General features: G+C 62.3%; 24 protein-coding genes. 10 read left to right on the top strand and 14 right to left on the bottom strand.

Annotated elements, in window-relative coordinates:
- Nucleotides 1–38 precede the first annotated feature (38 nt).
- The 3 genes from rsmD to LQ249_RS29480 are packed head-to-tail and all read right to left on the bottom strand — an operon-like array spanning nucleotide 39 to nucleotide 3,494.
- Nucleotides 39–656 carry a 16S rRNA (guanine(966)-N(2))-methyltransferase RsmD gene (gene rsmD, locus LQ249_RS29490; RefSeq protein WP_017845026.1) on the bottom strand — a complete coding sequence of 206 codons (618 nt, stop codon included), beginning with the start codon at nucleotides 654–656 and terminating at the stop codon, nucleotides 39–41.
- Nucleotides 656–2,146, bottom strand: coding sequence for a M16 family metallopeptidase (locus tag LQ249_RS29485; protein ID WP_046381751.1), 1,491 nt, complete (start codon nucleotides 2,144–2,146; stop codon nucleotides 656–658). Before LQ249_RS29485 ends, rsmD begins: the two co-directional genes overlap by 1 nt.
- Nucleotides 2,139–3,494: a M16 family metallopeptidase gene (locus tag LQ249_RS29480; protein WP_169863664.1), complete on the bottom strand. Its 1,356-nt coding sequence runs from the start codon at nucleotides 3,492–3,494 to the stop codon at nucleotides 2,139–2,141. Before LQ249_RS29480 ends, LQ249_RS29485 begins: the two co-directional genes overlap by 8 nt.
- A 341-nt stretch (nucleotides 3,495–3,835) precedes the next feature.
- On the opposite strand from LQ249_RS29480, the gene ftsY reads away from it, so the two are divergent.
- The 4 genes from ftsY (at nucleotide 3,836) to rpoH (ending at nucleotide 7,811) form a co-directional block, all read left to right on the top strand.
- Entirely contained in the window at nucleotides 3,836–5,140 is a 1,305-nt protein-coding gene (gene ftsY, locus LQ249_RS29475) for a signal recognition particle-docking protein FtsY (protein ID WP_017845022.1), read from the top strand.
- Nucleotides 5,137–5,808, top strand: coding sequence for a cell division ATP-binding protein FtsE (gene ftsE / locus LQ249_RS29470; protein ID WP_017476533.1), 672 nt, complete (start codon nucleotides 5,137–5,139; stop codon nucleotides 5,806–5,808). Before ftsY ends, ftsE begins: the two co-directional genes overlap by 4 nt.
- Nucleotides 5,805–6,827: a permease-like cell division protein FtsX gene (ftsX, locus tag LQ249_RS29465; RefSeq protein WP_017845021.1), complete on the top strand. Its 1,023-nt coding sequence runs from the start codon at nucleotides 5,805–5,807 to the stop codon at nucleotides 6,825–6,827. Before ftsE ends, ftsX begins: the two co-directional genes overlap by 4 nt.
- 129 nt (nucleotides 6,828–6,956) lie before the next feature.
- Nucleotides 6,957–7,811 carry an RNA polymerase sigma factor RpoH gene (rpoH, locus tag LQ249_RS29460; protein ID WP_017845020.1) on the top strand — a complete coding sequence of 285 codons (855 nt, stop codon included), beginning with the start codon at nucleotides 6,957–6,959 and terminating at the stop codon, nucleotides 7,809–7,811.
- A 124-nt stretch (nucleotides 7,812–7,935) separates the two neighbouring features.
- Here rpoH and mtgA read toward each other — a convergent pair whose 3' ends face one another.
- A complete protein-coding gene (mtgA, locus tag LQ249_RS29455; RefSeq protein ID WP_232566079.1) occupies nucleotides 7,936–8,658 on the bottom strand; it encodes a monofunctional biosynthetic peptidoglycan transglycosylase in 723 nt (240 codons plus the stop codon).
- 74 nt (nucleotides 8,659–8,732) lie between these two features.
- Here mtgA and LQ249_RS29450 point away from each other — a divergent pair, with 74 nt between their 5' ends.
- The 4 genes from LQ249_RS29450 to trmB all read left to right on the top strand — a co-directional run bounded on the left by LQ249_RS29450 (nucleotide 8,733) and on the right by trmB (nucleotide 10,994).
- The gene (locus LQ249_RS29450; RefSeq protein WP_017845018.1) at nucleotides 8,733–9,113 is read left to right on the top strand and encodes a DUF423 domain-containing protein; all 381 of its coding nucleotides are present in this window, start codon (nucleotides 8,733–8,735) and stop codon (nucleotides 9,111–9,113) included.
- 85 nt (nucleotides 9,114–9,198) lie between these two features.
- Nucleotides 9,199–9,399, top strand: coding sequence for a sulfur carrier protein ThiS (gene thiS / locus LQ249_RS29445; protein ID WP_046381754.1), 201 nt, complete (start codon nucleotides 9,199–9,201; stop codon nucleotides 9,397–9,399).
- A 65-nt stretch (nucleotides 9,400–9,464) separates the two neighbouring features.
- Nucleotides 9,465–10,259 carry a thiazole synthase gene (locus LQ249_RS29440; RefSeq protein ID WP_017845016.1) on the top strand — a complete coding sequence of 265 codons (795 nt, stop codon included), beginning with the start codon at nucleotides 9,465–9,467 and terminating at the stop codon, nucleotides 10,257–10,259.
- A 9-nt stretch (nucleotides 10,260–10,268) separates the two neighbouring features.
- Nucleotides 10,269–10,994 (top strand): tRNA (guanosine(46)-N7)-methyltransferase TrmB, encoded by a 726-nt coding sequence (gene trmB, locus LQ249_RS29435; protein ID WP_017845015.1) that lies wholly within the window; start codon nucleotides 10,269–10,271, stop codon nucleotides 10,992–10,994.
- Between the two features lie 143 nt (nucleotides 10,995–11,137).
- Here trmB and LQ249_RS29430 read toward each other — a convergent pair whose 3' ends face one another.
- The 9 genes from LQ249_RS29430 to LQ249_RS29390 form a co-directional block, all read right to left on the bottom strand.
- A complete protein-coding gene (locus LQ249_RS29430) occupies nucleotides 11,138–11,461 on the bottom strand; it encodes a DUF3392 domain-containing protein (RefSeq protein WP_003176691.1) in 324 nt (107 codons plus the stop codon).
- 19 nt (nucleotides 11,462–11,480) lie between these two features.
- Nucleotides 11,481–12,683 carry a radical SAM family heme chaperone HemW gene (gene hemW / locus LQ249_RS29425; RefSeq protein WP_046381755.1) on the bottom strand — a complete coding sequence of 401 codons (1,203 nt, stop codon included), beginning with the start codon at nucleotides 12,681–12,683 and terminating at the stop codon, nucleotides 11,481–11,483.
- Complete coding sequence (gene rdgB / locus LQ249_RS29420; protein WP_026139793.1) at nucleotides 12,680–13,276, bottom strand: RdgB/HAM1 family non-canonical purine NTP pyrophosphatase; 597 nt, start codon at nucleotides 13,274–13,276, stop codon at nucleotides 12,680–12,682. Before rdgB ends, hemW begins: the two co-directional genes overlap by 4 nt.
- Nucleotides 13,273–13,707: a DUF4426 domain-containing protein gene (locus tag LQ249_RS29415; RefSeq protein ID WP_046381756.1), complete on the bottom strand. Its 435-nt coding sequence runs from the start codon at nucleotides 13,705–13,707 to the stop codon at nucleotides 13,273–13,275. Before LQ249_RS29415 ends, rdgB begins: the two co-directional genes overlap by 4 nt.
- A 21-nt stretch (nucleotides 13,708–13,728) precedes the next feature.
- Nucleotides 13,729–14,349 carry a methionine biosynthesis protein MetW gene (metW, locus tag LQ249_RS29410; RefSeq protein ID WP_017845011.1) on the bottom strand — a complete coding sequence of 207 codons (621 nt, stop codon included), beginning with the start codon at nucleotides 14,347–14,349 and terminating at the stop codon, nucleotides 13,729–13,731.
- A gap of 7 nt (nucleotides 14,350–14,356) precedes the next feature.
- Nucleotides 14,357–15,496 (bottom strand): homoserine O-succinyltransferase MetX, encoded by a 1,140-nt coding sequence (metX, locus tag LQ249_RS29405; protein WP_057003956.1) that lies wholly within the window; start codon nucleotides 15,494–15,496, stop codon nucleotides 14,357–14,359.
- Nucleotides 15,497–15,600: 104 nt separating this feature from the next.
- Entirely contained in the window at nucleotides 15,601–16,188 is a 588-nt protein-coding gene (locus LQ249_RS29400) for a YggT family protein (protein ID WP_017845009.1), read from the bottom strand.
- A gap of 39 nt (nucleotides 16,189–16,227) precedes the next feature.
- Nucleotides 16,228–17,046, bottom strand: coding sequence for a pyrroline-5-carboxylate reductase (gene proC / locus LQ249_RS29395; RefSeq protein ID WP_017845008.1), 819 nt, complete (start codon nucleotides 17,044–17,046; stop codon nucleotides 16,228–16,230).
- A 33-nt stretch (nucleotides 17,047–17,079) separates the two neighbouring features.
- Entirely contained in the window at nucleotides 17,080–17,766 is a 687-nt protein-coding gene (locus LQ249_RS29390; RefSeq protein WP_017845007.1) for a YggS family pyridoxal phosphate-dependent enzyme, read from the bottom strand.
- A gap of 57 nt (nucleotides 17,767–17,823) precedes the next feature.
- Here LQ249_RS29390 and LQ249_RS29385 point away from each other — a divergent pair, with 57 nt between their 5' ends.
- Nucleotides 17,824–18,858, top strand: a complete 1,035-nt coding sequence (locus LQ249_RS29385; RefSeq protein ID WP_046381759.1) for a type IV pilus twitching motility protein PilT — start codon at nucleotides 17,824–17,826, stop codon at nucleotides 18,856–18,858.
- A 74-nt stretch (nucleotides 18,859–18,932) separates the two neighbouring features.
- Here the strand turns inward: LQ249_RS29385 and LQ249_RS29380 are convergent, their stop codons facing one another.
- Complete coding sequence (locus LQ249_RS29380; protein WP_046381760.1) at nucleotides 18,933–19,568, bottom strand: C40 family peptidase; 636 nt, start codon at nucleotides 19,566–19,568, stop codon at nucleotides 18,933–18,935.
- 250 nt (nucleotides 19,569–19,818) lie between these two features.
- On the opposite strand from LQ249_RS29380, the gene LQ249_RS29375 reads away from it, so the two are divergent.
- Nucleotides 19,819–20,247, top strand: a complete 429-nt coding sequence (locus LQ249_RS29375) for a TM2 domain-containing protein (protein WP_017845004.1) — start codon at nucleotides 19,819–19,821, stop codon at nucleotides 20,245–20,247.
- The last annotated feature ends 121 nt before the right edge of the window (nucleotides 20,248–20,368 follow it).

The following is a 20,368-nucleotide window of genomic DNA, read 5'->3' as shown; positions in this document are numbered from 1 at the left end:
CACTGTGGCGAGCGAGCTTGCTCGCCACAAAAGCCCGTTCAGGCCGAGGGCTGTACCGAACGTTGCCACAATGCGTAATACACCCGCCCGGATTTCTGTTCCCGGTGCAGGCGCCAACTGCCGGGCAGGCCCAGGCTGGATGGCGCGCTTTCGCTTTCAGTGTAGATCCACGAGTCCGGCGCCAGCCATTGGCGCTCTTCCAGCAACGCGCACACGGTCGGCAGCAGGTTCTGGTTGAACGGCGGGTCGAGGAACACCACGTCGTATTCGCTGGCGGCCTGGGTTTCCAGGTAGCGCAGCGCGTCGGCGGTCTGCACCTGGCCGTTGGTGCAACGCAGGGTGCCCAGGTGTTCCTTGAGGCTGGACACCGCCACATTGCTGGCATCCAGCGCCTGTGCCTGGGCCGCGCCACGGGACAGCGCCTCGAGGAACAGCGCGCCGCTGCCGGCAAACGGGTCGAGTACCTTGGCCCCGGCGATGTAGGGTGCCAGCCAGTTGAACAGGGTTTCACGCACGCGATCCGGCGTTGGGCGCAGGCCCACGACGTCGGGGAAGCTGAGCTTGCGGCTGCCCCATTCACCGCCAATGATGCGCAGTTGGCCCACACCGTTATGCACGTTGTGGACAGGTTTTTTCGGGCGAGATGAACTGGCCATTAATGCTCCGGAACCCCGAGCGGCTGCTCGGCAGGTTTATCAGTGGGGGGCGGTAGTGGCTTTTGCGCAGTCGTCGGGCCGGCGGTCACGATGACCATCTTGTCGGCGCTCAGGTGTTTGTTCAAAGCCGCTTTGACCTGTTCTACGGTCAGGGCCTGGGATTGTTTCATGAAATCTTCCAGATAGCTCAGCGGCAGGTTGTAGAAACCCATGGCGCCCAGCTGCCCGACGATATCGGCGTTGCTCGCGGTGGACAGCGGGAAGCTGCCGCTCAGCTCGCGCTTGGCGTCATCCAGCTCCTTTTGCGTCGGGCCGGTCTTGAGGTAGTCGGCCAGCACGTCTTCCACCAGGCGCAGGGTGCCGCCGCTCATTTCCGCGCGGGTCTGCAGGTTGATCATGAACGGGCCGCGCACTTGCATCGGCGAGAAACCGGAGTAGACGCCGTAGGTCAGGCCGCGCTTCTCGCGCACTTCACTCATCAAGCGGGTGCCGAAGCCCCCGCCGCCGAGGATCTGGTTGCCCAGGGACAGGGCGGCGTAGTCCGGGTCGGCGCGATCGATGCCCAGTTGCGCGAACAACAGGTGCGTCTGTTTGGACGGGAACTCGATATGGCTCAAGCCGGCCTTGGGCTCGGTCGGCTGGGCGATCTTCGCAAGGGCCGGGCCTTTGGGCAGCGAGGCCGAGACCTTGGCAGTCATGGCTTCGGCCTCGGCGCGGGTCAGGTCGCCCACTACGGCAATCACAGCGTTACCCGCGGCATACGCCTTGGCGTGGAATGCCTGCAACTGTGCCTGGGTGATTGTCGGAACGCTCTCGGCCGTGCCTTCGCTCGGGTGAGCATACGGGTGGTCGCCGTACAGGCGCTTGAACAGCTCCAGGCTCGCCAGTTTGCCGGGGTTCTGCTTCTGATACTCAAAGCCGGCGAGGATCTGGTTCTTGATGCGCGCCAGGGAGTCGGCGGGGAAGGTCGGTTTGCCGATCACCTGGTCAAACAGCGCCAGGGCGGCGTCGCGCTTGTCGCTGTCGCTCAGGCCGCGCAGGGACACCAGCGCCATGTCGCGGTAAGCGCCATTGCCGAAGTCCGCGCCGAGGCCTTCAAAGCCGCTGGCGATCTGGCTCACATTCTTGCCCGGCACGCCTTCGTTGAGCATGGCGTTGGTCATCAGCGCCACGCCGGGGACGTTGCCGTCCTGGCTGCTGCCGGCGGCGAACAGGATACGCATGTCGAACATCGGCAGTTCGTGGGCTTCGACGAACAGCACCTTGGCGCCTTCGGCGGTGTTCCAGGTCTGCACGTCGAGCTTGCGGTTGGTCGGCGCCTTGCCGTCCAGTTCCGCCAGGGATTGCAGTGTGTGGGTCGACTGGGCTTTTTCCAGCGCCGGGCTGGCGACGGATTCGCTTGGGCGCAGGAAATACACCGCGCTCGCCGCGATCAGGGTGACGGCGATCAGGCCGGGCAGGATCAGGCGGCTGCTTTTGCGATCACTCATGAGCGGTCTCCTCAGGCAGGACATGGGCGACGCTGAGACGTTCGCGGGTGAAATAGGTACGTGCGGCCTTCTGGATATCGTCCGGGGTCACGCTTTGCAGGTCGGCCAGTTCGGTGTCCATCAGTTTCCAGGACAGGCCGACGGTTTCCAGGGAACCGATGGCGGTCGCCTGGCTGGTGATCGAGTCGCGCTGGTAGACCAGGCCGGCAATGACCTGGGCGCGGATGCGCTCCAGTTCCTCGGCGGTCGGCGGCTTGGCTTTGAGTTCTTCCAGCAGGCGCCACAGGCCGGCTTCGGCTTGTGCGATGGTCTTTTTCTTCTGCTGGTTCGGTGTGGCGCTCAGGGTGAACAGGCTGTCACCGCGGGTGTAGGCGTCGTAGTTGGTGGAGGCGGAGGAGACCAGCTCTTCACCGCGTTCGAGCCGTTCCGAAATGCGCGCGCTGTAGCCGCCGTCGAGCAGGGCCGAGATCAGGCGCAGGGCTTGTACCGAACGTTTGTCTGGCGCGGTGGCCAGGCCGGGCACGTTGAAGCCCAGGATCACGCTCGGCAGTTGGGTCTGCACATGCATCGTCAGCAGGCGCTCACCGGGCTCGGCCAGTTCCAGCGGGATCTTCGCCGGTGGCACGTCACGTTTGGGGATCGGGCCGAAGTAGCGCTGGGCCAGGTTCTTCACCTCGTCCGGGGTCACGTCGCCGACCACCACCAGGGTGGCGTTGTTCGGCACGTACCAGGACTGGTACCAGTGGCGCAGTTCTTCGACCTTCATGCGGTCGAGGTCGGCCATCCAGCCGATGGTCGGCGTGTGGTAGCCGCTGGCCGGGAAGGCCATGGCCTTGAAGCGCTCGAAGGCCTTGGACATCGGGTTGTCGTCGGTGCGCAGGCGGCGTTCTTCCTTGATGACCTCGATTTCGCGGCTGAACTCGTCGGCCGGCAGGCGCAGGCTGGCCATGCGGTCGGCTTCCAGCTCAAAGGCGACGCCCAGGCGGTCACGCGCCAGCACTTGGTAGTAGGCGGTGTAGTCGTCGCTGGTGAAGGCGTTCTCTTCGGCGCCCAGGTCGCGCAGGATCAGCGAGGCTTCGCCGGGGCCGACCTTGGCGCTGCCCTTGAACATCATGTGTTCCAGGGCGTGGGACAAACCGGTCTGGCCCGGGGTTTCGTAGCTCGAACCGACTTTGTACCAGACCTGGGAAACCACCACCGGCGCGCGATGGTCTTCGCGCACGACCACTTTGAGGCCGTTATCCAGGGTGAATTCATGGGTGGGTTGTGGGTCGGCAGCCAAGGCTGAGAGGGGCAGACAAACTGTGCTGAGCAGCAGGCCTGCGGCGCGGCGGGCTAGAGCATTCATTCGTTTTTAAACCTGTTGGGCTGCCCGCTTGGTCTTAGCGTCGGCGGGCGAGGAGGTGCTAGGATACTGATCCGATTTGGGGACGGCCACTGCGGTCGTCATACGGTTCTGGATTCAGTTGTAGGAATTTTGAAGTTTGCTACGGTTTTCCCCGACAATCTTCAGCTTTTCGCCGATGTTGTCGCTTCAATTCCATATTGAATCGATTTGTTGAGGCCTTTATTTACGCCTTACAAAATGTTGCGCATGAACGAGCGAGCGTTAAAGCAGTCTGTTCTGCATCGAATTTTTATTTACCGAGGCGCCCTTGGCGCGTCGCTACCTTGAGATAGCCGTCCTCCATGTTTGGTTCCAACGACGACAAGAAGAGTCCAGCTGCGGCTGGCGAGAAAAAAGGCCTGTTCGGATGGCTGCGCAAAAAGCCGCAGGAAACCGTCGTCGAACAGCCGCAGGTTCAATCTGAGCCGATCCCTGAGCCCTTGGTAGGCGCCGAACCGACCGCGCCGGTGGCGCAAGCCGAGCCTGAGCACAAACCGTGGCTGGCACTGCCAGTGGCCGAAGAGCCCGTGGCACTGGTCGAAGATGTGCAGGCCGAGCATGTGACGCCGCCGATTCCGCAGGTTGAGCCGGTGGCGGTCGAGCCGACTCCCGCGCCTGTTGTGGCCGCGGCGCCCGCCGTGATCGCGCCGTCGCCCGTGGTTGCCGCCGAACCGAGCAAAACCGGGTTCTTCGCCCGGCTCAAGCAAGGCCTGAGCAAAACCAGCGCGACCATCGGCGAAGGCATGGCCAGCCTGTTCCTGGGTCGGAAGACCATCGATGACGAACTGCTGGAAGACATCGAAACCCGTCTGCTGACCGCCGACGTGGGTGTCGAAGCCACCGCCGTGATCATCCAGAGCCTGACCCAGAAGGTCGCGCGCAAGCAGTTGACCGACGCCGATGCGCTGTACAAATCCCTGCAGGCCGAGCTGGCCGCGATGCTCAAGCCGGTCGAAGCGCCGTTGGTGATTACTCCGAAGAAGCCGTTCGTGATCCTGGTAGTCGGCGTCAACGGCGCCGGCAAGACCACCACCATCGGCAAACTGGCCAAGAAGCTGCAGTTGGAAGGCAAGAAAGTCATGCTCGCCGCCGGCGACACCTTCCGCGCCGCGGCCGTCGAGCAACTGCAGGTCTGGGGCGAGCGCAACAAGATCCCGGTCATCGCCCAGCACACCGGCGCCGATTCCGCTTCGGTGATCTTCGATGCCGTGCAAGCCGCCAAGGCCCGCAACATTGATGTGCTGATCGCCGATACCGCCGGTCGCCTGCACACCAAAGACAACCTGATGGAAGAGCTGAAGAAAGTGCGCCGCGTGATCGGCAAGCTCGACGGCGAGGCTCCGCACGAGGTGCTGCTGGTGCTTGACGCCGGTACTGGCCAGAACGCCATCAGCCAGGCCAAACAATTCCACCAGACGGTGCAACTGACCGGCCTGGCATTGACTAAGCTCGACGGCACGGCCAAGGGCGGCGTGATCTTCGCCCTGGCCAAGCAGTTCGGGTTGCCGATTCGGTATATCGGCGTCGGTGAAGGTATCGACGACCTGCGCACCTTTGAAGCCGAACCCTTTGTCCAGGCACTGTTTGCCGAGCGGGAGCGTTCATGATTCGATTCGAACAGGTCGGTAAACGCTATGCCAATGGGCATGTCGGCTTGCATGAGCTGAGTTTTCGAGTGCGTCGCGGCGAATTCTTGTTTGTCACCGGCCATTCGGGTGCCGGCAAAAGTACCCTGTTGCGCCTGCTGCTGGCCATGGAACGCCCGACCACCGGCAAGCTGCTGCTGGCCGGCCAGGATCTGGCCACCATCAGCAATGCGCAGATCCCGTTCCTGCGCCGCCAGATCGGCGTGGTGTTCCAGAACCACCAGTTGCTGTTCGATCGCACGGTGTTCAATAACATTGCGTTGCCGTTGCAGATACTTGGGCTGTCCAAGGCCGAAATCATCAAGCGCGTGGACTCGGCGCTGGAGCGCGTGGCGTTGTCGGACAAGACCGACCTCTACCCCGGCGACCTGTCCACCGGCCAGCAACAGCGCGTCGGCATCGCCCGCGCCATCGTCCACCGCCCGGCCTTGCTGCTGGCGGACGAACCCACCGGTAACCTCGACCCGCGCCTGGCGGCCGAGATCATGGGCGTGTTCGAAGACATCAACCGCCTGGGCACCAGCGTGCTGATCGCCAGTCACGACCTGGCACTGATCGCGCGCATGCGCCATCGCATGCTGACCCTGCAACGCGGTCGCCTGATCGGCGACGGGGAGGCTGGCGTATGAGTGCGACACGCAGCCCCAAGGTTTCCGAGCGCGTGGCGCCGAAACCGGCCGACCCACAACCGAAAAAGAAAAAACACGACGAAGACGACGGCCCGGATTTCGCCACGCTGCTGCGTGCCTGGATCGAAAGCCATCGTGCCAGCCTGCTCGACAGCCTGCGTCGCCTGGGCAAGCAGCCGATCGGCAGCTTTTTCACCTGCCTGGTGATGGCCGTGGCCTTGAGCCTGCCCATGGGCTTGTCGCTGCTGCTTAATAATGTGGAGCGCCTGGGCGGTTCCTGGCAGCGCGCCGCGCAGATTTCGCTGTACCTGAACCTGGATGCCAGCGCCAAAGACGGCGAAGCCCTGCGCGAAGAGATCAAGAACCTGCCGGGCGTGGCGGATGCCGAGTACATCAGCCGCGATCAGGCCCTCGAGGAGTTCCAGCAACAGTCCGGCCTGGGCGAGGCGCTCAAGGAGCTGCCGCAGAACCCGCTGCCGGGCGTGGTGCTGGTGACGCCGAATGAAGTCGACAAACCGGCCCTGGAAGCCCTGCGACAAAAACTCGCAGAGATGCCCAAGGTGCAACAGGCGCAACTTGATCTAGTCTGGGTAGAGCGCCTGGCGGCGATCCTCAAGCTGGGCGACCGCTTTGTGTTCGGCCTGACGGTGTTGTTGGTGTCTGCATTACTTTTGGTGATAGGTAATACCATTCGTCTTCATATTGAAAACCGTCGCACCGAGATAGAAGTGATTAAACTGGTCGGCGGCACGGACAGCTATGTGCGTCGTCCTTTTCTGTACATGGGCGCGCTTTATGGCTTCGGTGCGGGGATTTTGTCCTGGGGCTTATTGGCGTTCGGCCTGGACTGGCTGAACGACGCGGTCATCGGGCTGGCCGGCTTGTACGGCAGTGATTTCGCCCTGGCCGGGGTGCCGGTCGCCGATGGTCTGTCGCTCTTGCTTGGCGCGGTCTTGTTGGGGTATATCGGTGCGTGGATTGCGGTCGCACGGCATTTACGTGAGCTGGCACCGAAGTAGTTAATGTCAGATTAATGTGGTTTCGTTTGTATTGACCGTATCAGTGGTTTAGGGAACTTGTCCTACGGTTCCCGGTCAATTTTCGCAGTGCTGAACTGCACGAGTTATGTGAGTCGGAGGTTTTTTCGTATGACCACTTCTTTGCAACCTGTTTATGCCTTGGTCCCGGGTGCGAACCTGGAGGCCTATGTGCACACGGTCAACAGCATTCCATTGCTGACGCCGGAGCAGGAGCGTGAACTGGCCGAGAGTCTCTACTATGAGCAGGATTTGGGGGCGGCTCGGCAGATGGTGCTCGCCCACCTGCGTTTTGTCGTACATATCGCCCGTAGCTATAGCGGCTACGGTCTGGCCCAGGCTGACCTGATCCAGGAAGGCAACGTCGGCCTGATGAAGGCAGTGAAGCGCTTCAACCCGGAAATGGGTGTGCGCCTGGTGTCGTTCGCCGTTCACTGGATCAAGGCGGAAATCCACGAGTTCATCCTGCGCAACTGGCGCATCGTGAAAGTCGCGACCACCAAGGCCCAGCGCAAGCTGTTCTTCAACCTGCGCAGCCAGAAAAAACGCCTGGCGTGGCTGAACAACGAAGAAGTCCACCGCGTGGCCGAAAGCCTCGGTGTGGAGCCGCGTGAAGTGCGCGAGATGGAAAGCCGCCTGACCGGCCATGACATGGCCTTCGACCCGGCCGCCGAGGCGGACGACGACAGCGCCTTCCAATCGCCGGCCAACTACCTGGAAGACCACCGGTACGACCCGGCGCGTCAACTGGAAGACGCCGACTGGAGCGACAACTCCAACCACAACCTGCACGAAGCGCTGGAAGTGCTGGACGATCGCAGCCGTGACATCCTCTACCAGCGCTGGCTGGCCGAAGAAAAAGCCACGCTGCACGACCTGGCGCAGAAGTACAACGTGTCGGCCGAGCGGATTCGTCAGCTTGAGAAAAGCGCGATGAACAAGCTGAAGCTGTCGATCGCCGCTTAAAACTGTGGGAGGGGCGGTGCGACGATTCGACTTGCCCCCGATAGCTGAGTGTCAGTCGACATCAAGGTGACTGATCCATTGCTATCGGGGGCAAGCCCCCTCCCACATTTATTTCTGTGTTGTGTCAGTCGGACCAAGGCGTCTTGCGCGAATTGTTCAACTCAACCAGATAGCCATCCCCACCCAGCTGGCTCATCTGCTGGCGAATCCATGCCGCCCGCCGTGCCACATAGGCCGTTGGATGGCTGGCGCTCCATACCCGTGGATTGGGTAGCACCGCCGCCAGGTAGCTGGCCTGCTGCCGAGAAAGCGCCTTGGCACTCACCCCGAAGTGATGCTGCGCCGCCGCTTGCGCACCGAACACCCCTTCATCCCATTCCACGCTGTTGAGGTACACCTCAAGGATCCGCTGCTTGGGCCACAGCACCTCGATCAGCCCGGTAAACCAGGCCTCCAGGCCCTTGCGCAGATAACTGCGGCCGGACCACAGGAACAGGTTCTTCGATACCTGCTGGCTCAGCGTACTGGCGCCGCGGATCGAGCCGCCGCGCTCGTTGTGCAGGAGCGCCGCCTGGATCGCGCCGAAATCGAAGCCCCAATGTTGTGGGAAACGCTGGTCTTCACCCGCCATCACCGCCACTTTGAGGTCGTTGGAGATCTCATCCCACGGCACCCAGGTGCGCTGCAGGTCAATCGGTTCGCCGTCAAACCAGGATTCGATCTTGCGCTCCACCATCAGCGCCGTGAACGGCGGCGGTACGACACGAAACAGCAGCACCAGCAACACGCTGCCGATGGCAAACCATTTCACGGCTTTGAGAAAACGACTGAAGAGGACACGCAGCATAGAGATGGCTTGGCCGAACCCGTTGAGCGGGCCATTATACAGACCCTGCCCAATGAGTCTGACTGGAGTTCCTCATGCTGCGTGGCTTTCTGATGCTGGCTGCTTTTTTCGGCTTCACTGGTGTCGCCCTCGGTGCGTTCGCCGCCCACGGCTTGAAAAACCGCCTGAGCGCCGAGTACCTGGCGATTTTCCATACCGGCGTGACTTACCAATTGGTCCACACCCTGGCGCTGTTCGGCGTGGCGTTGCTCGCGGCGCACCTGCCTGGCCGCCTGGTCACGTGGGCGGGCGTGTCGTTCGTCGTCGGCATTCTGCTGTTCTCCGGCAGCCTGTACGTGCTGACGATGACTGGCATCAGCAAGCTCGGCATCATCACGCCGTTCGGTGGTCTGGCGTTTCTGCTCGGTTGGTTCCTCCTGGGGCTGGCGGCGTGGCGCTTGCAGCAGGCGGCCTGAAGCGCGCTACTGATCAAAGGGCCTTGGGCCAGCTACGCCAATCGGGCTAGAATGCTTGCCCCTAAAAACGATGGCGGCCCATGGCATGCACATTCAGTTGAACGGCGAACCCTTTGAACTGCCCGACGGTGAAACCGTTGCGGCCCTGCTGACCCGTCTGGACCTGACCGGGCGTCGCGTCGCAGTGGAGCTCAACCAGGATATCGTCCCGCGTAGCCAACACGTCGAGACTGCGCTCACCGAAGGTGACCAGGTCGAAGTGGTCCACGCCATCGGCGGCGGCTAGTCGTCCGGCGCCCAGGCGCGCCACCCCGGATTCTGCAGAACCTCACCCCACCTCGAGGATTTCCCATGAGCATCGTTCGTAGCGACAAGCCCTTCGTCCTGGCCGGTCGTACCTACCAGTCCCGTCTGCTGGTAGGCACCGGCAAGTATCGCGATATGGAAGAAACCCGCCTGGCCATCGAAGCCTCGGGCGCCGAGATCGTGACCGTGGCCGTGCGCCGCACCAACATCGGCCAGAACCCGGGCGAACCGAACCTGCTGGATATCCTGCCGCCGGACCGCTACACCATCCTGCCGAACACCGCCGGCTGCTACGACGCCATCGAAGCCGTGCGTACCTGCCGCCTGGCCCGTGAGCTGCTCGACGGCCACAACCTGGTGAAGCTGGAAGTGCTGGCCGACCAGAAAACCCTGTTCCCCAACGTGATTGAAACCCTCAAGGCCGCCGAAACCCTGGTCAAGGAAGGCTTCGACGTGATGGTCTACACCAGCGATGACCCGATCATCGCCCGCCAACTGGCCGAAATCGGCTGCATCGCCGTGATGCCGCTGGCCGGCCTGATCGGCACTGGCCTTGGGATCTGCAACCCGTACAACCTGCAGATCATCCTCGAAGAAGCCAAGATCCCGGTGCTGGTGGATGCGGGCGTGGGCACTGCCTCCGACGCGACCATCGCCATGGAGCTGGGCTGCGAAGCGGTGCTGATGAATTCGGCCATCGCCAATGCCCAACAGCCGATCATGATGGCCGAAGCCATGAAACACGCCATCGTCGCGGGCCGCCTGGCCTACCTCGCCGGGCGCATGCCGAAAAAACTCTACGCCAGCGCCTCCTCGCCGCTGGATGGTCTGATCAAGTAAGAGCCATTGATGACTGAATCAAACGAAACGCCGAACACCGTGGAACAGGGCGACGAGTCCAAGCACCGCCGCATCAAGAGCTTTGTGATGCGCGCCGGTCGCATGACCGAAGGCCAGCAAAAGGGCCTGGAGCAAGGCACGCCGCTGTTCGTCCTGCCCCTGGCCGACGCGCCGGTGGACTATGACCAAGTGTTCGGCCGTTCGGCCCCGCGCTCCCTGGAAATCGGCTTCGGCATGGGCCATTCCCTGCTGGAAATGGCCGCAGCCGCGCCGGAACAGGATTTCATCGGTGTGGAAGTCCATCGCCCGGGTGTCGGCGCGCTGCTCAATGGCGTGCTGACCCAGGGTTTGACCAACCTGCGGGTCTACGACTGCGACGCGATTGAAGTGCTCAACCGCTGCATCGCCGACAACAGCCTCGATCGCCTGATGCTGTTTTTCCCCGATCCATGGCACAAAAGCCGTCACCACAAGCGCCGCATCGTCCAGGCGTCCTTCGCGGAGCTGGTGCGCAGCAAGCTGAAAGTCGGTGGTATCCTGCACATGGCCACCGACTGGGAACCCTATGCGGAATACATGCTGGAAGTGATGAACGTCGCCCCTGGCTACCGCAACCTGGCCGAAGACGGCAAATGCGTGCCACGCCCGGCCGAGCGCCCGATCACCAAGTTCGAACGCCGCGGCGAGCGGTTGGGGCATGGGGTGTGGGATTTGAAGTTCGAGAAAGTCGACTGATCAGCCAGTAACTTGGAATGCGGTCAAAAAATGTGGGAGGGGGCTTGCCCCCGATAGCGGTGGGTCAGTCATAGAGTGGTTGACTGACACTCTGCTATCGGGGGCAAGCCCCCTCCCACATTGGTTTTGTGTTGGGTTTGTGATCAGCGGCGGTCGGCGACGACGCCGATCAACACCAGCACCACCACCAATACCGGCGCCAGGCTGTAGTTATTGAACTGGCTCAGCCCCCGCACAATCCACGGCGTGGCGTAGATCAGCGCCGCGCCGCTGCCGATCATGCACAGCAGGGCCATCAACGGTACGCGCAAGGCTCCGGCGATGCTGCCCAGGCGGGCCTCGACCCAGCCTTTGATGTCGGCGCCGAACAGCACCAACAGGCAGCCGACGAGGGCCAGGGAGATTTCCGACAGGTTGCTGCGGCTCCAGCGGGATACGGTGGCGAGCAGGTCGAGTACCAAATCCATTCGATTTCCTTAAGAGCGATCAGCTCAAAAACTTCTGCAACAGGTCATTGAGAAAGAGTTGCCCGCGGTCAGTCGCCGCCAGGCGTGACGGTTCGACCTGCATTAAGCCACTTTGTTCTGCCTCGGTGCGGCCTTGCGCGAGGCTCGCCAGCGCCAGCCCGGTGCGTTCGGCGTAGAGCTTGGCGTCGACGCCTTCGGTGAGGCGCAGGGCGTTCATCAGGAACTCGAACGGCAGCTCTTCGTTGGTCAGCGCGTTCGTGCCGGCCAGGAAGCTTTTGGCCGGGTTGAGGTAGTCCTTCGGTGCGCGGGTCTTCCAGGTGCGGACGATGCGCCCGTCCGGGTGGCTGAGCTTGCCATGGGCGCCGGCACCGATGCCGATGAAGTCGCCGAAGCTCCAGTAGTTGAGGTTATGTCGCGCCGCTCGCCCCGGTTGCGCATAGGCCGAGACTTCATATTGCGCGTAACCGTGTTCGGCCAGCAGCGCCTGGCCGGCTTCCTGGATATCCCACAGGGTGTCGTCCTCCGGTAGCGTCGGCGGCTGGTTCCAGAATACGGTATTGGGCTCCAGGGTCAGTTGGTACCACGACAAATGGGTCGGTTTGAGCGCGATGGCCTGGCGCAGGTCGCTCAGGGCGTCGTCCAGGGACTGATCGGGCAAGCCATGCATCAGGTCCAGGTTGAAGTTGTCGAACCCGGCCTGGCGCGCCATGCCGGCGGCGCGCACGGCTTCATCGCCGTTGTGGATACGGCCCAGGGCCGCGAGTTTTTCCTGCTGGAAGCTCTGGATGCCGATGGACAGGCGGTTGATCCCCAGCTTGCGGTACGCCACGAACTTCTCTTGCTCGAACGTTCCCGGGTTGGCTTCCAGGGTGATCTCGATGTCGTCGGCAAACGGGATGCGTGCTTCCACGCCCTTGAGCAGACGGCCCAGCGCGGCGGCACTGAACAGGCTCGGCGTGCCGCCACCGAAGAAGATCGAACTCAGTTCCCTGCCATAAACCGCGTGCAGGTCCTGATCGAGGTCGGCCAGCAGCGCATCGACGTACTCTTCTTCCGGCAACACAGGGCTGGCGGTGTGGGAGTTGAAGTCGCAATAAGGGCATTTGCGCACGCACCACGGGATGTGGATGTACAGCGCCAGGGGCGGCAGATGGGGCAGGGCCGCCCGTGGAGTTTGCGCGCCGCCGTGGATCAGCGGCTGCGCGGAGGTGTTCTGGGTCATTTCAAGCCCAGGCGCTGGCGCAGCAAAGCCATGGCGCGGGCGCGGTGGCTGATCTGGTTTTTGTCGGCCGGGCTCAGTTCGGCGCTGGAGACATCGCGCTCCGGCACCCAGAACAGCGGGTCGTAGCCAAACCCATGCGCGCCGCTGGCTGCATGCAGGATGCGCCCGTGCCACAGGCCTTCGCAGAGGATCGGCAACGGATCGTCGGCATGTCGCACCAGGGCCAGCACGCAGACGAACTGCGCGCCACGCTCGGCATCCGGCACGTCCTTGAGCACGTCGAGCAGCTTGGCGTTGTTCGCCGCGTCGCCTTTGCCGTCGGCATAGCGCGCCGAATAGATACCGGGGGCGCCGCCGAGGAAGTCCACCGCCAGGCCCGAGTCGTCCGCCAGCGCCGGCAGGCCGGACAGGCGCGCGGCATTGCGCGCCTTGAGGATGGCGTTCTCGACGAACGACAGGCCCGTTTCTTCGGGCTCGACCTGGCTGAACTCGCCGATCGAGCGCAGTTGCACGGACTCGCCGAGCATGGCCTGGAGTTCTTTGAGTTTGCCGGCGTTATGGCTGGCCAGCACGAGTTGAGTCAGGTTCATCAGTCCGCCGGAAACAGTTCCTGGTTGAATTGGAAACCATGGGCCTTGCCGCCGGTTTCAACGTTGATGGTGAAAACCCGCACTTCCTGTTGCGGTACGTTGTAGGGCGCGAGGTAATAGATCGCACCTTTTTCGGTAATCTGCTTGAACGTCAGGATTTCGCTCCTGCCGCTCAGGTCTTTGATCGTGCCGGTCACTTGCGCGGCCACGGGCGTCACGCCCTTGATCACGGTCACGTTGATCAAGCCCTTGTTCTTGCTGCGTACCACGCCGACAGCCTGGGCCGTATCGGGTTGCAGGAAGCTGGAGGTGAAGGTGTTGTAGTGTACGGTGATATCGCCAAATTCCTTCTGGCGCTTACTGTCGATGGCATCGGCGGCCATGGCGCTGACGCCCAGGCACGCGGTGAGTAGAAATACAGCCAGGCGTCTCATATTCGTCTTCCTCGAAAATAGTTAGACGGCGATCTTGTGGTCTGTCAGGCCCGGGCTGCTGACCCGGTAAATCCCGATTTCACCCAACAGGTTGGGCCATAGTTTACTCGCCCAGCCGTGGCGGTGCTGTTGATCGACGGCAAGGCGGTTGATCACCTTGGCTTCCCGCTCGCCACACAGGGCTTCGAAGTCTTCGAAGGTGCAAAAGTGGATGTTCGGCGTGTTGTACCACGTGTACGGCAGGAAATCCGACACCGGCATGCGGCCCTTGGTGGCCAGGTACCAGCGGCAGCGCCAGTGACCGAAGTTGGGGAAGGTGATGATGCACTGGCGGCCGACGCGCAGCATTTCGTCGAGGATGCGGTCCGGGTAATGCACCGCCTGCAGGGCCTGGGTCATCACCACGACGTCGAAGCTGTTGCTGGCAAAGTTGCCCAGGCCCTTGTCCAGGTCCTGCTCGATCACGTTGATGCCCTTGGCCACGCACTCGGCGATGTTGTCCGGGTCGTTTTCCAGGCCATAGCCGGTGACTTGCTTGTTGTCGCGCAGCCAGCTCAGCAGTTCGCCATTGCCGCAGCCAAGGTCGAGCACGCGGCTGCCGGCGGGTATCCAGTCTTGGATGATTTCCAGGTCGGCTCTCATGGCGTTCTCACAGAGTTATGCGGTTCATGTAGTTACTGAACGCCTGCAGATAACGAGGAATCGGGATCAGGAAGGCGTCGTGGCCTTGCGGAGCATCGATTTCCAGGTAGCAGACGTCTTTCTTCGCCGCCATCAAGGCATCCACCAGTTCCCGCGAGCGGGCCGGCGAGAAGCGCCAGTCGGTGGTGAACGACATCACGCAGAACTTGGCCGACGCGCCCTCGAAGGTTTTCGCCAGGTCGTCGTCGAAGTTGGCGGCCGGGTCGAAGTAGTCCAGGGCCTTGGTCATCAGCAGGTAGGTGTTGGCGTCAAACCGCCCGGAGAACTCTTCGCCCTGATAGCGCAGGTAGCTTTCCACCTGGAACTCGACGCTGTGGAAATCGTAGTTGAGTTTCTCGCTCTTGAGGCCGCGGCCGAATTTCTCGCCCATGGAATCGTCGGACAGGTAGGTGATATGCCCAACCATCCGCGCCAGCATCAAGCCGCGCTTGGGGATCACGCCGGCTTCCTGGAACGAGCCGCCGTGGAAGTCCGGGTCGGTCAGGATCGCCTGGCGCGCCACTTCGTTGAAGGCGATGTTCTGCGCCGACAACTTGGGGGCCGAGGCGATGGCCAGGCAATGGCGCACGCGATCGGGGTAAGTGATGGTCCACTGCAGGGCCTGCATGCCGCCGAGGCTGCCGCCGATCACGGCGGCCCATTGCTGGATGCCCAGCCGGTCGGCCAGGCGCGCCTGGCTGTGGACCCAGTCTTCCACGGTCAGTACCGGGAAGTCGGCGCCGAAGGGCTTGCCGGTGTCCGGGTTGAGGCTGCTGGGGCCGGTCGAGCCGTTGCAGCCGCCGAGATTGTTCAGGCTGACCACAAAGAACTTGTTGGTATCGATGGGCTTGCCGGGGCCGATGCAGCTGTCCCACCAGCCGGGCTTGCGCTCGTCGACGCTGTGGAAGCCCGCGGCGTGATGATGGCCGGACAAGGCGTGGCAGATCAGCACGGCGTTGCTCGCCGTGGCGTTCAACTGGCCGTAGGTTTCATAGATCAGGTCGTAGGCTGGCAGCGAACGTCCGCAGGCCAGGGCCAGCGGTTCGCTGAAGTGCGCCATTTGGGGCACGACCAGTCCAACAGAATCGGGGGGAAAGGCAGCTGGCATCGACCCTGCTCTCGTTTAAATGAGGCGTAAGTCTAAAGACCGCTGCCCCTAGCGGCAAGCAAAGGCCGGAGGTTATCCGGCCCTGACACGCAAGCGGGGCTGAATCAGATCAGCCCGAACAGCTCTTTGGGCATGAATGCATAGAACGCCAGGCGCGGGATCACCCAGCTTTGCAGGAGCTGGATCGCGATAAACGCGAAGATCGGCGAGATGTCCAGACCGCCCAGGTTGGGGATCAACCGGCGGAACGGCGCCAGCACCGGTTCGGTGATCTGCGCGACCAGCTCGGCCCCAGGGCTGCGGCTGCCGGGTGCGACCCACGAGAGGATCACGCTGATGATCATCGACCAGAAGAGGATCTTCAAAAACAGCGAGAAAACCCCGATCAGCGCCCATGGCAGCAGCAGCAGGGTCAAGGCCTGGTAGCCGTTGAGCATCAGGATCACCGCGAACAGCAGGATCTGCAGCAGCAGCGCCAGCACCAGCGAGGACATGTCCAGCCCGAACAGGCTCGGGATCACCCGGCGCAGGGGCTTGAGCAGCGGCTGGGTGGCCTTCACCACGAACTGGCACAGCGGGTTGTAGAAGTTCGCCCGCACCAGTTGCAGGATAAAGCGCATCAGCACGATCAGCAGGTACAGGCTGCCCAGGGTCTGGATGATGAAAATGGCAGCGTCATTGATTCCGAGCATGTTCGATTCCTATCTAGTCCAGTTGCAGGTTGGGGACGACTATTTGCCCAGTTGCTCGGCCATCTCGGCCGAACGATGTGCCGCGGCACCCAGTGCTTTTTCCACCAGGGCTTCGAAGCCCCCGGCCTGGAACGATTCAATGGCGGCTTGCGTGGTGCCGCCGGGGGAGGTCACGCGGCGGCGCAGTTCGGCGGCATCCACGTCGCTGGTCACGGCCATCTGCGCGGCTCCCAGGGCGGTTTGCGCGGCCAGTTGCTCGGCGATGTCCCGGCTCAGGCCCAGTTTCACGCCGGCGGCGGTCATGGCTTCGATCAGCAGGAAGAAGTAGGCCGGGCCGCTGCCGGAGACGGCGGTCACCGCGTCCAGTTGCTCTTCCTGTTCCAGCCACAGGGCGATGCCCACGGCGGACAGCAGTTCCTGGGCCTGGTCGCGCTGTTCGGCGCTCACCTGGGCGGTGGCATACAAACCGCTCACGCCTTTGCGCAGCAGCGCCGGGGTGTTGGGCATGCAGCGCACGATGGGCTGGGCGCCGAGCCAGCGGTTCATGCTGGCGCAGGTGATGCCGGCGGCGATGGACACCACCAACTGGTGCGGCTGCAGGCTCGGGCGCAGGCTTTCGCACACGGCTTTCATGGCTTGCGGCTTGACCGCCAGCACGATCACGTCGACGCCCTGGATGGCCTCGGCGTTGTCGGCGAAGGTGTCGATACCGTGTTCGGCGCTGACGCGGGCGCGGGTTTCGGCGCCCGGATCGCTGGCGCGGATCTGTTGGGCTTGCAGGCCCTTGGCCCGCAGGCCGCCGATCAGGCTGGCCGCCATGTTGCCGGCGCCGATAAAGGCAATACGCGTGTTGCTCATGACAGGTCCTTATTCAGTGGGAAGTCGGCCATTTCACGGCTGACCGTAGTCGCGGGCGCCAAACAGGGCGGTACCGATCCGCACCCAGGTGGCGCCTTGGGCGATGGCCGACTCGAGGTCGTGGCTCATGCCCATGGAAAGTGTGTCGAGCGGCAGGTTCAAACTGGCCTGCAGGTCGCGGACGGCGGCGAACGCTGCATCCTGTGCGGCGCGGTCTTCGGTCGGTTCAGGGATCGCCATCAAACCGCGCAACTTCAAGCGCGGCAGGGCGCTGATCGCGTTGGCCAGCGCCGGCAGGTCGGCGGGCGTGCAGCCGGACTTGCTGGCTTCGCCACTGACGTTGACCTGGATGCAGATGTTCAGCGGTGCCAGGTCGGCCGGGCGTTGTTCGGACAGGCGTTGTGCGATTTTCAGGCGGTCCACGGAATGCACCCAAGCGAAGTTCTCGGCGATCGCGCGAGTCTTGTTCGATTGAATGGGGCCGATGAAGTGCCAACTCAAGGGCAGGTCGGTTAATTCGGCCTGTTTGCCCAAGGCTTCCTGCAGGTAGTTTTCGCCGAAATCGCACATCCCGGCGGCATAGGCTTCGCGCACGGCTTGCGCGGGCTTGGTCTTGCTCACGGCCAGCAGGTGGATGCTGTTTGCGTCACGTTGCACGGCGTCGGCTGCGGCGCGGATGCGCTGGCGAACCTGGCCAATGTTGTCTGCTATCGTCGACATTCAAGATGCGCCCGTGGATATGGAGTCCGCGGCATTCTACTGGAAATGGAAAGCCCTATGGATATCACTGAATTACTCACGCACAGCGTGCGCCGGGGCGCCTCCGACCTGCACCTGTCGGCCGGCCTCGCACCGATGCTGCGGATGGATGGTGAGGTCTGGTCCCTGGATGGGCCAGTGCTGTCACCCACGCATGTGGCGGATTTGCTCAGCCCTTTGCTCAACCAGTACCAACAAAAGGATTTCGAAACATCTCTTGAAACGGATTTCGCCTTCGAACTGCCCGGTGTCGGGCGATTTCGGGTGAATGTGTTCCAGCAGGCGCGTGGCATGGGCGCGGTGTTTCGCAACATCCCCGCCCAGGTCCAGAGCCTGGAAAACCTCGGGTTGGGCGCGGTGTTCCAACGTATCGCCCAACTGCCGCGCGGCCTGGTGCTGGTGACCGGGCCCACCGGCTCGGGCAAGTCGACCACCCTGGCGGCGCTGATCGATCACCTCAACCAGCACCGGCGCCAGCACATCCTCACCTTGGAAGACCCCATCGAGTTCATCCACCAGCCCTGCCGGGCCCTGATCAACCAGCGCCAGGTGCACCGCGACACCCACAGTTTTTCGGCGGCCTTGCGTTCGGCACTGCGGCAAGACCCGGATGTGATCCTGGTGGGTGAACTGCGTGACCTGGAAACCATCCGCCTGGCGCTGACGGCGGCTGAGACCGGGCATCTGGTCTTCGGCACCCTGCACACCGCGTCGGCGGCCAAGACCGTGGATCGCCTGGTGGACGTGTTTCCGGCGGGAGAAAAGCCCATGGTCCGCTCGATGCTCTCGGAGTCGCTGCAGGCGGTGGTGTCCCAGGTGTTGGTCAAGAAGATCGGCGGCGGGCGCGTGGCGGCCCATGAAATCATGCTGTGTACGCCTGCCATTCGCAATTTGATCCGCGAAGACAAGGTGGCGCAGATCGTCTCGGCGATTCAGACCGGTGGCGCATCGGGGATGCAGACGTTGGATATGCGCTTGAAGGCCTTGGTCACGCAGGGCGTGATCAGCCGGGAGGCGGCGCGGGAGAAGGCGAGGGTGCCGACAGACATATGAGACTTGTGGGCAATGAAATCAAATGAGGGAGGGGGCAAGCCCCTCCCACATGGGTACTGTATTCCAGCGTCAGATCAGCGTTGGACGATCCGCAGGTTGTTCTGTTCTTTCGGCAGAACCCGCTTGGCGATCACGTAGTTCTTGTCCCAGAACGGCTTCTTCAGGGTATCGATGCTGACCGACTTGCCACGGCGCGGTGCGTGGATAAAGCGGTCGTTGCCCAGGTAGATGGCAACGTGGTTAACCCGGCGGCTCTTCAGTTTGAAGAACAGCAGGTCGCCCGGCTTCAAGTCCTTGCGGTCAACCTTCTGCCCGTGGCCGGCGGCCATGGCGTTGGAGGTGCGTGGCAAATCCACCGCGGCAACGTCGTTGAATGCATATTTTACCAGGCCGCTGCAGTCGAACCCTTTACTTGGGCTGCTGCCGCCCCAACGATAAGGTGTACCGAGCACATTCACGGCGCGGCTGAGGACGGTGCTGCTTTGCTTGGTGTTACCCGCCATCAGGCCGGGTGTTGCCTTACCGTGGGCCTTGCTCAGTTGAGTCGGGCGGCTGACGGTAGGCTTTACGGATTTGGCCGTGCTGGGTGTGCTGTGGACTTTCGGGGTGAAGCCGTTGACGTTAGGAAGTCGTTGCTCACGATTGGTGGCGTGGGCGGCCAGTGGCATTAATAGGCAAATGGTTAGCCATGTCTTGAAAAATGGTCGCATTAGGCGTGGCTCTTATGGGTTTGCGCGCAACTTTATAACAGCTTTTTGTGTCGTTCTCAGGCCGTTTGTCGACTGAACCTTGGGGTCAAACTCAGGAAATACGCGACGAATCGCCGCAATTGTCCTACACAAGTCAGGTGGCATCAGGCTTTCAGGGGAGCGAAGATACCATCGGCCATACGTCGGGCGCATGTAAAAAAGTCACAAAGAAAGTGAAAAAATTTATCTATCGCAGCAAAAGAGGTACGCCATGAACACCTATCGACAGGATGTTTCGCAGCAAGACACCCACAGCAAGGTGATCGGTTACCTGCTCTGGATTTTTGGTTTTACAGGGGCGCATCGCTTCTATTACGGCAAACCCGTCACCGGGACGATCTGGTTTTTCACGTTGGGCTTGCTGGGTATTGGCTGGCTGATCGACTTGTTCCTGATTCCGGCGATGGACCGTGAAGCCGACCTGCGTTTTACCGCCGGCCCGATCGAATACAACGTGGCCTGGATTCTGTTGGCGTTTCTCGGGGTGTTCGGCGTACACCGGATGTACCAGGGCAAATGGATCACCGGCCTGCTGTACCTGCTGACCGGCGGCCTGTTCCTGGTGGGGGTGCTGTATGACTTCTGGACGTTGAATACGCAGATATCGATCCGTAACGCCGAGCTAAGAGGCGGGCGCTGATCTCTCAAGCTCTATAGAGAACCCAATGTGGGAGGGGGCTTGCCCCCGATGGCGGTGGACCAGTCAGCTTATCTGTAGCTGACCCACTGCTATCGGGGGCAAGCCCCCTCCCACATTTTTT

It is taken from the genome of Pseudomonas sp. 7-41, from assembly GCF_021233075.1.
GTDB classification, from domain to species: domain Bacteria; phylum Pseudomonadota; class Gammaproteobacteria; order Pseudomonadales; family Pseudomonadaceae; genus Aquipseudomonas; species Aquipseudomonas veronii.
The sequence above is the reverse complement of the archived record's forward strand: the minus strand, read 5'-3'. Positions and strand labels throughout refer to the sequence as shown.